This is a genomic window from Brachybacterium sp. SYSU DS0246, from assembly GCF_059391765.1.
In genome coordinates this window covers 84,038-96,993 of sequence record NZ_JBZXYT010000008.1, presented here as the reverse complement: position 1 = coordinate 96,993, position 12,956 = coordinate 84,038, and the positions used below count along the sequence as shown (strand labels likewise).

Annotated in this window: 12 protein-coding genes and 1 tRNA gene; 8 read left to right on the top strand and 5 right to left on the bottom strand. The window is 69.6% G+C overall.

What is annotated here, in order from left to right; genetic code table 11:
- Positions 1–26 precede the first annotated feature (26 nt).
- Complete coding sequence (locus tag AC5020_RS05755; RefSeq protein WP_464987544.1) at positions 27–503, top strand: peroxiredoxin; 477 nt, start codon at positions 27–29, stop codon at positions 501–503.
- A gap of 230 nt (positions 504–733) precedes the next feature.
- Positions 734–822, top strand: a tRNA-Ser gene (locus tag AC5020_RS05750).
- 70 nt (positions 823–892) lie between these two features.
- On the opposite strand, the gene AC5020_RS05745 is transcribed toward AC5020_RS05750, so the two are convergent.
- Positions 893–1,687: a GntR family transcriptional regulator gene (locus AC5020_RS05745; RefSeq protein WP_464987543.1), complete on the bottom strand. Its 795-nt coding sequence runs from the start codon at positions 1,685–1,687 to the stop codon at positions 893–895.
- A gap of 311 nt (positions 1,688–1,998) precedes the next feature.
- On the opposite strand from AC5020_RS05745, the gene AC5020_RS05740 reads away from it, so the two are divergent.
- The 5 genes from AC5020_RS05740 (at position 1,999) to ppc (ending at position 8,267) form a co-directional block, all read left to right on the top strand.
- Positions 1,999–2,925, top strand: a complete 927-nt coding sequence (locus AC5020_RS05740) for a transporter substrate-binding domain-containing protein (RefSeq protein WP_464987542.1) — start codon at positions 1,999–2,001, stop codon at positions 2,923–2,925.
- A gap of 130 nt (positions 2,926–3,055) precedes the next feature.
- Positions 3,056–3,811 (top strand): ectoine/hydroxyectoine ABC transporter permease subunit EhuC, encoded by a 756-nt coding sequence (gene ehuC, locus AC5020_RS05735; RefSeq protein WP_377793441.1) that lies wholly within the window; start codon positions 3,056–3,058, stop codon positions 3,809–3,811.
- Complete coding sequence (gene ehuD, locus AC5020_RS05730) at positions 3,808–4,449, top strand: ectoine/hydroxyectoine ABC transporter permease subunit EhuD (protein WP_464987541.1); 642 nt, start codon at positions 3,808–3,810, stop codon at positions 4,447–4,449. Before ehuC ends, ehuD begins: the two co-directional genes overlap by 4 nt.
- 109 nt (positions 4,450–4,558) lie before the next feature.
- Positions 4,559–5,296, top strand: a complete 738-nt coding sequence (gene ehuA / locus AC5020_RS05725) for an ectoine/hydroxyectoine ABC transporter ATP-binding protein EhuA (RefSeq protein WP_377793468.1) — start codon at positions 4,559–4,561, stop codon at positions 5,294–5,296.
- A gap of 136 nt (positions 5,297–5,432) precedes the next feature.
- Complete coding sequence (gene ppc, locus AC5020_RS05720; RefSeq protein ID WP_377016069.1) at positions 5,433–8,267, top strand: phosphoenolpyruvate carboxylase; 2,835 nt, start codon at positions 5,433–5,435, stop codon at positions 8,265–8,267.
- A gap of 83 nt (positions 8,268–8,350) precedes the next feature.
- Here the strand turns inward: ppc and AC5020_RS05715 are convergent, their stop codons facing one another.
- The 3 genes from AC5020_RS05715 to AC5020_RS05705 are packed head-to-tail and all read right to left on the bottom strand — an operon-like array spanning position 8,351 to position 10,587.
- On the bottom strand, positions 8,351–8,983 hold the full coding sequence (locus tag AC5020_RS05715) for a GNAT family N-acetyltransferase (protein WP_377793440.1): 633 nt from the start codon (positions 8,981–8,983) through the stop codon (positions 8,351–8,353).
- Positions 8,983–10,095 (bottom strand): App1 family protein phosphatidate phosphatase, encoded by a 1,113-nt coding sequence (locus AC5020_RS05710; RefSeq protein WP_377016071.1) that lies wholly within the window; start codon positions 10,093–10,095, stop codon positions 8,983–8,985. Before AC5020_RS05710 ends, AC5020_RS05715 begins: the two co-directional genes overlap by 1 nt.
- A gap of 6 nt (positions 10,096–10,101) precedes the next feature.
- Positions 10,102–10,587, bottom strand: coding sequence for a GNAT family N-acetyltransferase (locus AC5020_RS05705; RefSeq protein WP_377016073.1), 486 nt, complete (start codon positions 10,585–10,587; stop codon positions 10,102–10,104).
- Between the two features lie 171 nt (positions 10,588–10,758).
- Here AC5020_RS05705 and AC5020_RS05700 point away from each other — a divergent pair, with 171 nt between their 5' ends.
- Positions 10,759–11,277 carry an arsenate reductase/protein-tyrosine-phosphatase family protein gene (locus AC5020_RS05700; RefSeq protein WP_377793439.1) on the top strand — a complete coding sequence of 173 codons (519 nt, stop codon included), beginning with the start codon at positions 10,759–10,761 and terminating at the stop codon, positions 11,275–11,277.
- A 60-nt stretch (positions 11,278–11,337) separates the two neighbouring features.
- Here AC5020_RS05700 and AC5020_RS05695 read toward each other — a convergent pair whose 3' ends face one another.
- Positions 11,338–12,738 (bottom strand): hypothetical protein, encoded by a 1,401-nt coding sequence (locus AC5020_RS05695; protein WP_464987539.1) that lies wholly within the window; start codon positions 12,736–12,738, stop codon positions 11,338–11,340.
- Positions 12,739–12,956 lie beyond the last annotated feature (218 nt).

Below are 12,956 nucleotides of genomic sequence, written 5' to 3'. Positions count from 1 at the left end.
CGCCCCGCCCACCTCCCAGGAGAGACATGCCTGCCGCACCCGTGAAGCTCGCCGTCGGCGACGCCGCTCCCGACTTCGACCTGCCGACAGCCGGGGGAGGCCGAGTCAGCCTGGCCGAGCTGCGCGGGGCCCCGGCGCTGATCTGGTTCTACCCCGCCGCGAACACCTCGCTGTGCACGACGCAGGCCTGCGACCTGCGCGACAACCATCAGCTGTTCCTCGACGCCGGATACCGCGTGGTGGGCATCTCGCCGGACGCGGTACCGGACCTGGACCGCTTTGTCGCCGAGCAGGACCTGCCGTACACCTTGGCCTCGGACCAGACCCACGAGGTGATGGAGGCCTACGGCGCCTGGGGCGAGAAGAACATGTACGGCAGGCTCGTCGAAGGGACGATCCGCTCGAGCTTCGCGATCGATGCCGACGGGATCCTCACGTTCGTGAAGTACCGCGTCGGCACGCCCAAGCACATCACGCTGCTGCGGGAGAAGCTCGGGCTGTGAACCGGCAGAGCAGCTGTGAACCGGCGGAGCAGCTGTGAACCGGCGGAGCAGCTGTGAACCGGCGGAGCAGCTGTGAACCGGCGGAGCGGGAATCCTGCGCCACGCACGCTGACGTGAGGATGATCGACCCGCGCGCCCCGGTGTGACGTGATCGGTGCGCTGTCGCTTTGGCGCACTCCACGTGCTCCCGTATGCTGTATCGGCGTGCCACGCCGCGAGCGTGCGCACCAGGAGACGTGGCAGAGCGGCCGAATGCGCTCCCCTGCTAAGGGAGTAGGCGACTAAAATCGCCTCGGAGGTTCAAATCCTCTCGTCTCCGCCCAAGAAAAGGGCCCTTCACCTGCGGGTTTCTCCGCCGGGAAGGGCCCTTCTCATGCCTCCGTCCCCTGTCAGGCCGGCCCGCCCTCGCCGATCGTGGTCCACTCCGGGCCGGAGCTCTCGAGCAGGTCCGGGTCGCGCACCAGGTCCTCGTCGGCGCCGGCACGCAGCCGACCGGCGAGCTCCTGCAGCGATTCGCGCAGCAGGGCGCGGGCTCGCGAATCGTCTCCCGAGGAGAGCGCGTCCAGCAGGGCCTCGTGCGTGGCGGTCAGATCCGCGCGCACGCCGAAGCCCAGGGGATCGGAGAAGCTGCCCATCCGCGTGAGGATCACGATGGTGTTCATCGCGGTGCTCAGGAAGCGGTTGCGGGCGATCTCGGCGATCTGCTGGTGCAGGTCGAGGTCCGCGTTGCCGGCCTCGATGACCTCCTCGGCGGCCAGGGCGGCCCGGCTCCGCTCCATCGAGACCCGCAGCGGCGACAGGAGCGCCTCGGCCGCCTCCGGTTTCCCGGCCTCCCGCAGACCGGCGACCCGATCGGCGACGATCGTGGCGGCCTGCATCTCGATGCCCAGGCGGTAGTCGATGAAGTCCGACATGGTCTCGGCGTCCATGTGCGTGACGAACAGACCCCGCCCCGGGATCTGGGTGAGCAGCCCGTCGCGCACCAGGCGCTGGCACGCCTCTCGCAGCGAGGAGCGGGAGATGCCCATCTGCCGCGAGACCTGCACCTCCGGGACCCCATCGCCCGGCCGCAGATCGCCGTAGTAGATGGCATTGCGCAGTTCCAGCTCCGCCTGATCGATGATCGAGGGCCGGCGCAGCGGCTGCATCATCGGCAGCCGGACCCCCTCGTGCCGAGTGGTCATCGCCATCCTCCTGAACTACGCATGGTCACTTCCGCGATGGACATCGTATTCGCCCGTCGGGCCTGGTCGGAGCGCGCCCCGGGCACTGCCGCGATGCTCGCGCGATGCCCCCGCTGAGCGGGTCCGCACCTCGCGATCCGGCGCGGACGCGGCCCGTCCCTCGGGTCACGACACCATCACGATACGTGGCCTGACCCGCGAACGTCCCTCCCTCACCCCTTAGCGTGGACTGCGATCCGATATCCAAACAGCAGGTTGTCCGACAATCTGAGCGCTCGCGACGCCGTGGGCGCAGTGAGAGGGAGCACTTCATGCACAATCGCCGTACTTTCTTCCAGGGGAGCGGTCTCGTCGTGTCGGCCGCGGCCCTCGGCGGCCTCGCCGCCTGCAGCCGCACCGACACCGGAGGCAGCGGGGACGGCGGTTCCGGCGGCGGCAGCGAGAGCGGCGGCGACCTGCTCAAGCAGCTGCAGGATGCCGGCACGATCACGGTCGGCTTCGCCGGCGAGGCTCCCTACAGCTTCGAGGAGGGCGGCGAGCTGCAGGGCGCCACCGTCGCCATGCACCGCGAGATCTTCGGGGAGCTCGGTATCGACACCGTCGAGGGTGTCCAGACCGAGTGGAGCTCGCTGATCCCGGGCCTGAACGCCGGCCGCTTCGACATCATCAGCGCCGGCATGTCGATCCTGCCCGAGCGCTGCGCCGAGGCCGCCTTCGGCGACCCCGAGTTCCAGTACACGACGGCACTCATGGTCCCGGACGGCAACCCCGAGGGGCTCGAGAACATGCAGTCCTTCGTGGACACTGATCTCACGGTCGCCACCATGTCCGGCGCGGTCGAGGCCGGCTACGTCGAGTCCCTGGGCCTGAACGGTCTCGAGGTGGGCGGCCCGCAGGACGGCGTGGACGCCGTCAACAGCGGCAACGCCGACGCCTTCGCGCTGACCGCCATCTCCCTGAACTGGCTGGCCGAGAACTCCAACATCGACGTCGAGGTCACCGACAGCTTCGTTGCGGACATCGACGGTGAGAAGCAGTACGGCGCTGGTGCGACCGTGTTCCGCAAGGACGACACGTCCCTTCTGGAGGCCTACAACGAGAAGCTGGCGGAGATCGTCTCGGATCCGGAGCGCTACCTCTCCATCGTGGGCGAGTACGGGTTCACCGAGGGTGAGCTGCCGCCCGAGGAGATGACGACCGAGATGCTCTGCGACGGCGATCTCTCCGCCCTCCAGTGAGGCTTCTTCCGGTGAGCCGCGGCGCCCGAGGCCCCGCGGCGGGACCGGTGCGACTGCCAGGGTCCGGGCGCGGTTCCCCTCATGACCGCCCCCGGGCCCGTCCATGCTGCGCGCCGGAAGTGATGCACCCATGAACGACTTCTTCGAGAACTTCGGGGCCAACACCGAGTTCATGATCTCCCGCTGGCCCCAGATCCTCGACGGCATCTGGGTCACCGTCCAGCTCACGGTGCTCGGGGCGCTCGGCGCCCTGCTGGTCGCCCTGACCTTCGGCCTGGCTCAGACGGTCAAGTACGCCGTCGTGCGCGGGATCGCGCGGGTATTCATCGAGTTCTTCCGCGGCACCTCGCTCGTGGTCCAGCTCTTCTGGTGGTTCTTCGTGCTGCCCCAGCTGGGCTGGGAGCTGACGCCCCTGTTCTGCGGCGTGCTCGCCCTGGCCCTGAACTACGGTGCCTATGGTGCCGAGGTGGTCCGCGGCTCGGTCGGCTCCGTCCCCAAGGGGCAGTACGAGGCGATCAGCGCGCTCAGCCTGAGCCCGGTGCGCGGCATGTTCCGCGTCATCATCCCGCAGGCGTGGGCTCTGATGATCCCCTCGCTGTCGAACCTCTGGATCCAACTCCTCAAGGGAACCGCGATCGTCTACGCGATCACCCTGTACGACCTCTACTACCAGGTCGACCGGCTGCGCCAGACGACGGGCACCTGGTACGCCTTCGGCTTCGCGCTGCTGGCCTACTTCGTCATCGCGTGGGTGCTGGTGATGATCATGAACGCCCTGGAGATCGACGCCAAGCACCGCATCGGCCGCGGGCCGAGCCTCACCCACTCGCTGGGGTCGCTGTTCAGGTCCAATGCGCGCAGCGCGACGGGAGGGGGTGCAGCATGACCTTCTGGGACTGGGGACACGCGTGGGCATCCCTGCCTGCGCTGCTGGACGGCTTCAAGATCACCCTGCTGGCCACTGTGCTGGGCACGCTCATCGCCGCGGTGCTGGGCCTGGTGGTCGCTATCCTGCGCCGCAGCCTGCCGGCGATCGGGCGCGCCCCGGTGGTCGCCGTGGTCGAGTTCATCCGGATGACGCCGCTGGTGGTGCAGCTGGTCTTCGCGAACCTGGTGCTGTCGCAGTACTTCGACACACTGACCATCGGCATCTGCGTGCTGGGCATCCACTACATGACCTACATGGCCGAGGTGTACCGCGCGGGGATCGACTCGGTGGCCACGGGCCAGTGGGAGGCGGCGACCGCGCTGTCGCTGCCGCGCGCCCGCACCTGGCGAGCGGTGATCATTCCGCAGGCGATCCGCAACACGCTGCCGGCCCTGGGCAACTACGCGATCTCCATGTTCAAGGAGACGCCGTTCCTGACCGTCATCTTCATTGGGGAGATGGTGCGCGAGGCGCAGCAGTACGGCGGCAACAACTTCCGGTACACGGAGCCGCTGACGCTGGCGGCCCTGATCTTCCTGGCCGCGAGCTACCCGACCTCGCTCCTGATCCGACGACTGGAGAAGAAACTTGCCTGAGAACAACCAGCACCCCGGCGCCCACAGCGGCGGCCTCCAGCAGGGCGTGCCCGACGGCGCCCTGGCGGCGGGGTCCGCTCCGGGCGCCCCGCACATCGAGTTCCGCGACGTGGTCAAGCGGTTCGGGGACAACACCGTGCTGGACGACCTGAACTTCACCGTCTCGCAGGGCGAGCGCGTCACACTGATCGGGCCCTCGGGGTCCGGCAAGACGACGATCCTGCGTCTGGTGATGACCCTTGAGGAGCTCAGCGGCGGCTACATCCACGTGGGCGGGCAGCCTCTGCAGTACGAGGAGTCCGGCGGCAAGCGCGTGCGGATCCCCGACCGTCAGCGGCGCCGCATCACCCAGCACATCGGCATGGTCTTCCAGCACTTCAACCTGTTCCCCAACATGACGGTGCTGGAGAACATCACGGAGGCCCCGATCCACGTGATGGGGCTGTCGAAGGCCGAGGCCGCCTCGAAGGCGGAGGGGCTGCTGGACAAGGTCGGCCTGGCCGACAAGAAGAACGCCCGGCCCTCGCAGCTCTCCGGTGGCCAGCAGCAGCGCGTCGCGATCGCGCGTGCGCTGGCCATGGATCCCGAGATCCTGCTGCTGGACGAGGTGACCTCCGCGCTGGACCCGGAGCTGGTCGGCGACGTGCTCGCGGTGCTCAAGGACATCGCCGCCGAGACCGACATCTCGATGCTGATCGTGACCCACGAGATGCAGTTCGCCAAGGACGTCTCCAACCGCGTGATGATGTTCGACCAGGGATCCGTCGTCGAGGAGGGTCACCCGGAGAAGATCTTCAGCGAGCCGGAGAACCAGCGTACGCAGGACTTCCTGCGCGCCGTGCTCTGACCCGCACCGTCCGCCGATCGGCCCGTGCCGTGCTGCTGGGACGCTCGCGGTAGTCTGTGCCCGTTCGTTCCGCGCCGAGGCGGTCGCCCCAACTGCCGGCGGCCGTTCCCACGCGCCGCCGACCTCAGGAGGCCCCGTGCCCGAATCTGACGCCATTGCCGTCCCGACGTTGACGAGCGAGTTCCCCGTCGTCGGCGATGATCCGCATATCGATGCGCCCCTGCGCGCCACCGTGCGGCGTCTGTCCACGCTGCTGGGGCGCACTCTCGCCGACCAGCATGGACAGGAGCTGCTGGACCTCGTCGAGCAGGTGCGCAAGCTGACCAAGGATGCCAAGGCCTCCGACGTCGAGGCCGACGCCCGCGACGTCCAGAAGCGCCTGGCGGAGCTGCCCCTGGAGCAGGCCACGGCTCTGACCCGCGCCTTCACGCAGTACTTCCTGCTCGCCAACGCGGCCGAGCAGGTCTACCGGGTCCGCGCCCTGCAGGAGCGCCCCGCCGCGGACTCCTGGGTCCCGCGCACGGTCCGCGCCGTCCACGACGAGCTGGGGGCCGACGGTCTCCAGCAGGCGGTCGACTCCCTCGATGTGCGCCTGGTCTTCACCGCGCACCCCACCGAGGCCTCCCGCCGCGCCGTGCTGACCAAGCTGCGCCGCATCTCCGACCTCCTCGAGGAGGAGACCGAGGAGGACACTCCCGAGCGCCGGCGCCAGGACCGGGATCTCGCCGAGCTGATCGAATCGCTGTGGCAGACGGACGAGCTGCGCCGCCAGCGGCCCACCCCGCAGGACGAGGCCCGCAACGCCCTGTACTACCTGCGCCAGATCTACCGCCAGACGATGCCGGAGATGCTCGATGACCTCCGCGACGAGCTGCGCGCCCACGGCGCCGAGCTGCGTGACGGTCAGGTGCCCCTGCGCTTCGGCTCCTGGATCGGCGGCGATCGCGACGGCAATCCGTACGTCACCGCCGAGGTCACCCGCGAGGTGCTCGCGCTGCAGGCGGAGACCGCGATCGACATCGCCATCGAGGCCATCTCCGATCTGATCCTCGATCTGTCCGTCTCCAGCGCCCTGACGGGCGAGGACGAGCAGCTGCGCGCGAGCCTGGCCGAGGACCTCTCGCACGGCGGCGATGTCGACGTCGACGAGATCCAGCAGGAGATGTACGACGAGGAGCCCTACCGGCTCAAGCTCGGCACCATGCGGGCCAAGCTGCGCGCGACCCGCGAGCGGATCCGCTCCGGGGCGCCGCACGTGCCCGGCAAGGACTACGGCGACAGCGAGGATCTCCAGGCCGACTTCCGCGTCCTGCGCGAGGCCCTGCACCGCCACCGTGGGGTGCGCGCCTCCGACGGCGCCCTGGCCATCACCCAGCACGTGCTGGCCGGCTCGGGCCTGAACCTGGCGGCGCTGGACGTGCGCGAGCACTCCGAGAAGCACCACGAGGTCCTCGCCCGGCTGTTCGACCGCGTCGGCGAGCTGGACCGCCCCTACGCGGAGCTCAGCCGTGCCGAGCGCACCACGGTGCTCGCCGCGGAGCTCGCCAGCCGGCGACCGCTGGTGGGATCGGCGATCACCGAGGACGAGACGATCCTCGACGACGCCACGCGCACCACCTACAACGTGTTCCGCGAGATCCGCGGTGCCCACCGGCTGTACGGGACCTCCGTGATCGAGACCTACATCGTCTCGATGACCCACGGGGCCGACGACATCCTGGCCGTCGCACTGCTGGCCCGCGAGGCCGGTCTGATCAGCATCCCTGGCGGGGACGAGAACCGCGCCGACATCGGCTTCGTGCCGCTGCTGGAGGAGGTGGGCGAGCTCCGCGCCGCCGGCGAGATCCTCGACGAGCTGCTCAGCGATCCCTCCTACCGCGAGATCGTGCGCCTGCGGGGGGACCGCCAGGAGGTCATGCTCGGCTACTCGGACTCCAACAAGGACTCCGGCGTGATGACCAGCCAGTGGGAGATCCACCAGGCCCAGCGCCGCCTGCGCGACGTCTCGGCCCGGCACGGGGTCACCCTGCGCCTGTTCCACGGTCGCGGCGGTTCCGTCGGCCGTGGCGGCGGCCCGACGTACGACGCGATCCTGGCCCAGCCGTACGGCGTGCTCGAGGGCGAGATCAAGTTCACTGAGCAGGGCGAGGTCATCTCCGACAAGTACACGCTGCCCACGCTGGCCCGGGAGAACCTGGACCTGTCACTGGCCGCGGTGCTGGAGGGCTCGGCGCTGCACACGGAGCCGCGCACCACTCCCGAACAGCTGGAGCGCTTCGGCGACACCATGCAGACCGTCTCGGACGCTGCCTATGCGCGCTATCGCACTCTGGCGGATGATCCGGACCTGCCCGAGTACTTCGTGACCTCCACCCCGGTCGAGCAGCTGGGCGAACTCAACATCGGGTCCCGGCCGTCCAAGCGCGCCACCTCCGACAAGGGACTGGATGGACTGCGGGCGATTCCGTGGGTGTTCGGCTGGACGCAGTCACGCCAGATCGTGCCGGGCTGGTTCGGCGCCGGCTCCGGTCTGAAGGCGGCGCGCGAGGCCGGCCTGGAGCCGGACCTGCACGACATGCTGCGCAACTGGCACTTCTTCCGCACCGTGATCAGCAACGTGGAGATGACGCTGGCGAAGACGGACATGCAGATCGCCGCCCACTACGTGCATTCGCTGGTGCCGGAGCGGCTGTGGCACCTGTTCGATCGGATCCGCGAGGAGTACGAGCTGTCGGTCGCCGAGATCGAGCGGCTGACCGGGGTGCTGGGCCTGCTGGACAACCAGCCGGTCCTCAAGCGCACGCTCGCCGTGCGTGACCGCTACCTCGACCCGATCTCCTACATGCAGGTCGCGATGCTCCAGCGGGCCCGGGCCGTCACCGCGCGCGGCGAGGAGCTCGACCCGGACCTGCAGCGGGCGCTGCTGACCACCATCAATGGTGTGGCCGCCGGCCTGAAGAACACGGGCTGAGCCTTCGGCGGCCGCTCACTCGGGCGGCCGCCGAAGCTCTCCGTCGCCTCGAGATCCCGCGGGTTCGCGACTGCCGAGGTCGTTCAGCGCTTCGGCAGCGGGCGCTCCATGACGTCCATCTCGAGGTCCTGCACCGCCAGGTCGTCCGGATCCCCGGGGAAGGGGACGGCGGTGCCGGTGCGGACGAATCCGTGCCGCTCGTACCAGGCGTGCAGCTCCGGGCGCTCCTGAAGCACCTGGATCACCAGGACCGCCACGCCCGCGTTCGCGAGCAGGGCCGCCTGCGCCTCGAGGAGCCTGCCGCCGAGGCCCTGACCCTGCGCGGAGGGGTGGACAGCGAACAAGCCCAGTTCAGCACGTGAGAGCTGTTCGCTGCCGGTGGCTGATCCGTTCTCCGTGCGGGTGTAGCAGCAGCCCACTAGCTGCCCGTCGGCCTCGGCCACCAGCAAGGTCACGGCGGGATCGGACAGCATCGTGCGCACCTCGGCCTCGTCTGCGCGCGCTCCGCGGACGAGGTGGGCCTCGGTCGTCCAACCGCCCTCACCTCGGTAGGCCGCCTGGACGACGTCCACGATCGCCGGGACATCGCCCGTGCGGGCGTCGCGGATCTCCAGGGCAGCACCGGGAACGGTGCCTGCCTGCGGCCCCGGCGCTCGGGGCGCGTCAGCCCGCCCCTGCCAGGCGCTGTTGCGGGTTCGAGATTGCTGAGCGTTCATCAGAGCACTCCATGGCGGTCCAGCTCGGCCAGCAGGCCGTGCCCGTCGGGTGCCTGGACCGTCAGCGGCGCCTCACCCGCGTGGCGATACTGCTCCAGCGGCCGCAGGCTTCCGTGGGCCAGCAGCTGCTCGGACTCGGTCAGGCGGCGGATCGCGATCGCCTCCACCAGCTCGGGGCGGCGGGCGGAGAAGGAGGCGTAGATCGACGGATCGTGCTGGCCGTCGTCGCCGACGAGGATCCACCGCATGTGCGGGAAGGACTCGGCAAGTCGCTCGAGGGCCTGGACCTTGTGATCGCGGCCGGAGCGGAACAGGCCGGTGTTCGTCGGGCCCCAATCGGTCAGCAGCAGCGGCCCGTCGGGGTAGCCGTTCTTGTACAGGAATCGTTTGAGCACGGGGAACACGTTCCAGGCGCCGGTGGAGAGGTAGACGACCGGCAGGGAGGGATGGCGCCGGGCGATGCGCTGGTACAGCATCGGCATGCCCGGCACGACCTGCCGTGTGGACTGGTGGACGACGAAGGCATTCCAGAACGCCAGCAGCGGCCGCGGCAGCCAGGTCACCATCACGGTGTCATCGATGTCGCTGACCAGACCCACGCGCGCCTCCGGGGAGAACACGGTGATATCGGCGGTGACCTCGTTGCCCGGGACCGTCCACAGCACTGCGCGGTGGGTGCCCGGCTCCAGCGCGACGTCGAACTCCGCGTCGACGATGCCGGTGCGGTCCGCCCGCACGCGGAACTGACGGTCACCGATCAGGACGTGGACGGTGCGGTTCGGCGCCACCTGGCCGGCGAAGTTGCGCCAACCGCGCACCGCCATGGTCCGCATGTCATGGACAGGCTGGTCGTGGAAGTCCGCCGGGGTGCCGGGGGAGGCGTAGAGGACCTTGGCCAGCACCCTCACCCGGCCGGAGGTTCCGTACCCATGGAAGGGCTGCAGCCGCAGATCCCAGCCGAGCCGACGCAGGGCGCTGCCGACCGTGACGTTCTTGGCGTCCTCGAGCCGGGCGGCCCAGTGGGGGCGGCCCCGGTCCGATCTCGCCCCGACGGTGCGCAGCACGGCGCGCGGGGAGGGAACGCGGGAGACCACGCGCCGCGAGAGGGACACCGGGCCTCAGAGGGCGCGGGACATCTTCAGCCAGGCACCATCGGGATCGTCCTCGACGACCTCCCACCGATCACCGGTGTCGACGAAGCCGAGGCTCTCGTACAGCGACTGGGCGACCTCGTTGCCGGGGCCGACGTACAGCGTGACCGTGTCCGCCCCGTCCTGGCGGGCCCAGTCGAAGACGGCTTCGGCGAGATTCTGGGCGATGCCGGATTTGCGGGAGTTGGGGGTCACCCACATCGCCTGCAGCTCGCGCTCGTTGTCGGGGGAGTCCTCCTCGTGGCGCGCGGCCACGACAGCGACCGGCTGCCCGTCCTCGACGGCGAGGAACCAGGCCGCATCGCGCACGCGCTGCTCCCACACGGAGTCCTCGTACGTCGACTCCGTGTCCCAGCTCTGGCCGAAGGCGGCCGGGTCGGTGCTGAGAGACCGGAGCCGGATCTCGCGCACCAGCGGCCAGTCGTCGTCTTGGGCGCGGATGATGTCGGCCATCGCTGTCCTCCTGAGCCGTCGTTGCGTCGTCACGGGCCATCGTGCCCTGGTGATCATGCCCTGGCGAATACGCCGGCGCGGGCCCGTGGCACCGCAAGCACTCCCTCAAGCATTGTAGAGGCCATGGCGAATCGGCGCTCACAGCCGCTGATCGTTGACACAATGGCGCTCATGACGTCCCTCCGAGTCCTGACCGTGTGCACCGGCAATGTCTGCCGATCCCCGGCCGCTGCCGTGATGCTGCGGGAGGCGATCCGGGCCGAGGGGCTCGAAGACAGCGTCGAGGTGGGCTCCGCCGGCACCAGTTGGGAGGCGGAGGGGATGCCGATGGACGACCGCACCGAGCTGGCGCTCGAACATGCCGGGTACACCCGTCCCTTCGAGCACACCGCGCGCACCATCCATCTCACCGAGATGATGGCCTGGGATGTCGTGCTGCCGATGACGGCCGAGCAGGCGCAGGCGCTGCGCCGCATGGCGGACCAGCTGCCCGAGGACAGGGCGGCGCCGGAGATCGTGCTGTGGCGGCGCTTCGATCCGTCGGTGGCTCCCGAGCTGCTCGAGACGGATATTCCCGTCCCGGACCCGTGGTACGAGGGCCAGGCGGCCTTCGACCGCACGATCGTGGAGATGGAACGCAGCGTGCCCGAGATCATCGCGCACGTACGGGAGGTTCTCGCCCAGCGCTGAGCCGTCGGGTCCGGGGTACGCAGGGAACGGCTGCCCCGGCGAGGCGTTCGCCCCAGGGTCTCAGCGTCCCGCGCGCTTGGTTCCGCTGACGGAGGCCGCGCGCCGGCTCTGCCACGTGGCGCCGACGAAGCCGGCCGTGGTCAGGAAACCGATGCCGAGTGCGATGATCAGCACCTGCCGCATCCGGCCGAACGCCGAGTTCTCATCATTCGAGGAGATGGCGTTGAGCAGCTGGACGACCGGCCCACCCTCTTGCGCGGCCGACGCCGGCTGCGGCTCGGGTGGTGGCGGAGGGCTCTGATCGCCGTTGCCGCCATTCACCTCGGACGTCTCCGGTTCCTCCGACGGGTCTTCGACCTCGGTGGTGCCCGACGAGGTGGATTCGGTGTCCGTGGTGTCGGTGGTCTCCCTGGTGTCCTGGGTGTCGGAGCTGGATGGCTCCTCGCTGGGCACGGCCGGAGCCGGCTCAACAGGTTCCTCGTCCTCCGGGCGGGCGCGCTGAGCCGGCTCCTCGGAGGGCTCCTCCGATTCCTCGGTGGTCTGCTCTTCAGTAGACGGAGTGTCCTCGCCCTCGCTCTCGGACGGGGCGGGGTCCTCTTCAGACGTGCCGGGCCGTTCCGATGGCGTCTCGTCCGTGGGCTCGGTCGAGGGAGTCGCGCTCGAGGATTCCTCGGGAGTCGGGTCGTCGGTGCTCGGTTCCTCGGAGGTTGGCTCCTCGGACGACGGGTCGCCAGGAGAGGGCTCTTCGGAGGTCGGTTCCTCGGTCGGCGCCGGAGAGGGAGGCTCGGTCTGCGCCGGGGTGCTCGTCCGTATGGGCTCCGAACCATCCGCGGGCGGGTCGGTCTCGTCCGTCGCGCCGGCGTCGCCCGTCGAGTTGTCGCCGTCGGTGCCTGTCGCGTCGGCGTCGCCGGTTGAGTTGTCGCCGTCGGTGCCTGTCGCGTCGGCGTCATCGATGGCGCCATCATCGGTGGTGCCGTCACCGGTTGCGGGGTCTGTGTTCCCGTCGGTGCCGTCGGTGCCGTCGGTGTTCGAGTCGTCTCCGTCGGTACCGTCCGTGCCGTCAGTGTTCGAGTCGCCGCCGTCAGTGTTCGAGTCGTCGCCGTCGGCAGTGCCGTCGCCGTCCGTTGCGTCGCCCTGGTCGGCGGAGCTTCCGTCGCCTGCGTCCTCGGAGCTGCCATCACCATCGCAGTCCACGAGCTCGTCGGCGGCTTCGCACAGGCCATCGACGAGACCCGAGTCCCCGTCCGGAACGGGATCCTTCTCGCCGGGCGTCTGGTCCCCGGAATCACCAGGTGGCTGGTCACCGGATTCGTCCGGCACCGGGTCAGCGTCGTCCGGGGCGGTGTCGGGTGGCGTGAGCTCGGTGTCACCGGGATCGGCAGTCTCCGAGCCAGGGGTGGTCGGATCGTCGATGTCGACCGTTCGCAGAGGGTTCTCGGCAGAATCGCCGTCGTCCGCCATGGCCGGGAGCGTCGCGGTGGGGAGCGCGATGGCGAGGGCAGCGGAACATGCACAAAGGCGTGTTCGCAGTCGCATCAGCGCGGTCCCCCCTCTCCTGGTCGCTGCCCCGTGGGCGCGTTCGACGTCATCTTCGGTGGGTCCGGCCGAGCATATTACCCTACCGAACTTTTACCTTCCCGGATCATCCTCCAAGCCGAGGGGCGGGGCGCGCAAGGGCT

Bases quoted from the DNA above. Each gene is read 5' to 3' on its own strand.
- AC5020_RS05740 (WP_464987542.1), top strand. From the start codon at position 1,999: ATGCACAATCGCCGTACTTTCTTCCAGGGGAGCGGTCTCGTCGTGTCG.
- AC5020_RS05715 (WP_377793440.1), bottom strand. From the start codon at position 8,983: ATGAACGCTCAGCAATCTCGAACCCGCAACAGCGCCTGGCAGGGGCGG.
- ehuC (WP_377793441.1), top strand. From the start codon at position 3,056: ATGAACGACTTCTTCGAGAACTTCGGGGCCAACACCGAGTTCATGATC.
- AC5020_RS05755 (WP_464987544.1), top strand. From the start codon at position 27: ATGCCTGCCGCACCCGTGAAGCTCGCCGTCGGCGACGCCGCTCCCGAC.
- AC5020_RS05745 (WP_464987543.1), bottom strand. From the start codon at position 1,687: ATGACCACTCGGCACGAGGGGGTCCGGCTGCCGATGATGCAGCCGCTG.
- AC5020_RS05705 (WP_377016073.1), bottom strand. From the start codon at position 10,587: ATGGCCGACATCATCCGCGCCCAAGACGACGACTGGCCGCTGGTGCGC.
- AC5020_RS05695 (WP_464987539.1), bottom strand. From the start codon at position 12,738: ATGGCGGACGACGGCGATTCTGCCGAGAACCCTCTGCGAACGGTCGAC.
- ehuD (WP_464987541.1), top strand. From the start codon at position 3,808: ATGACCTTCTGGGACTGGGGACACGCGTGGGCATCCCTGCCTGCGCTG.
- AC5020_RS05700 (WP_377793439.1), top strand. From the start codon at position 10,759: ATGACGTCCCTCCGAGTCCTGACCGTGTGCACCGGCAATGTCTGCCGA.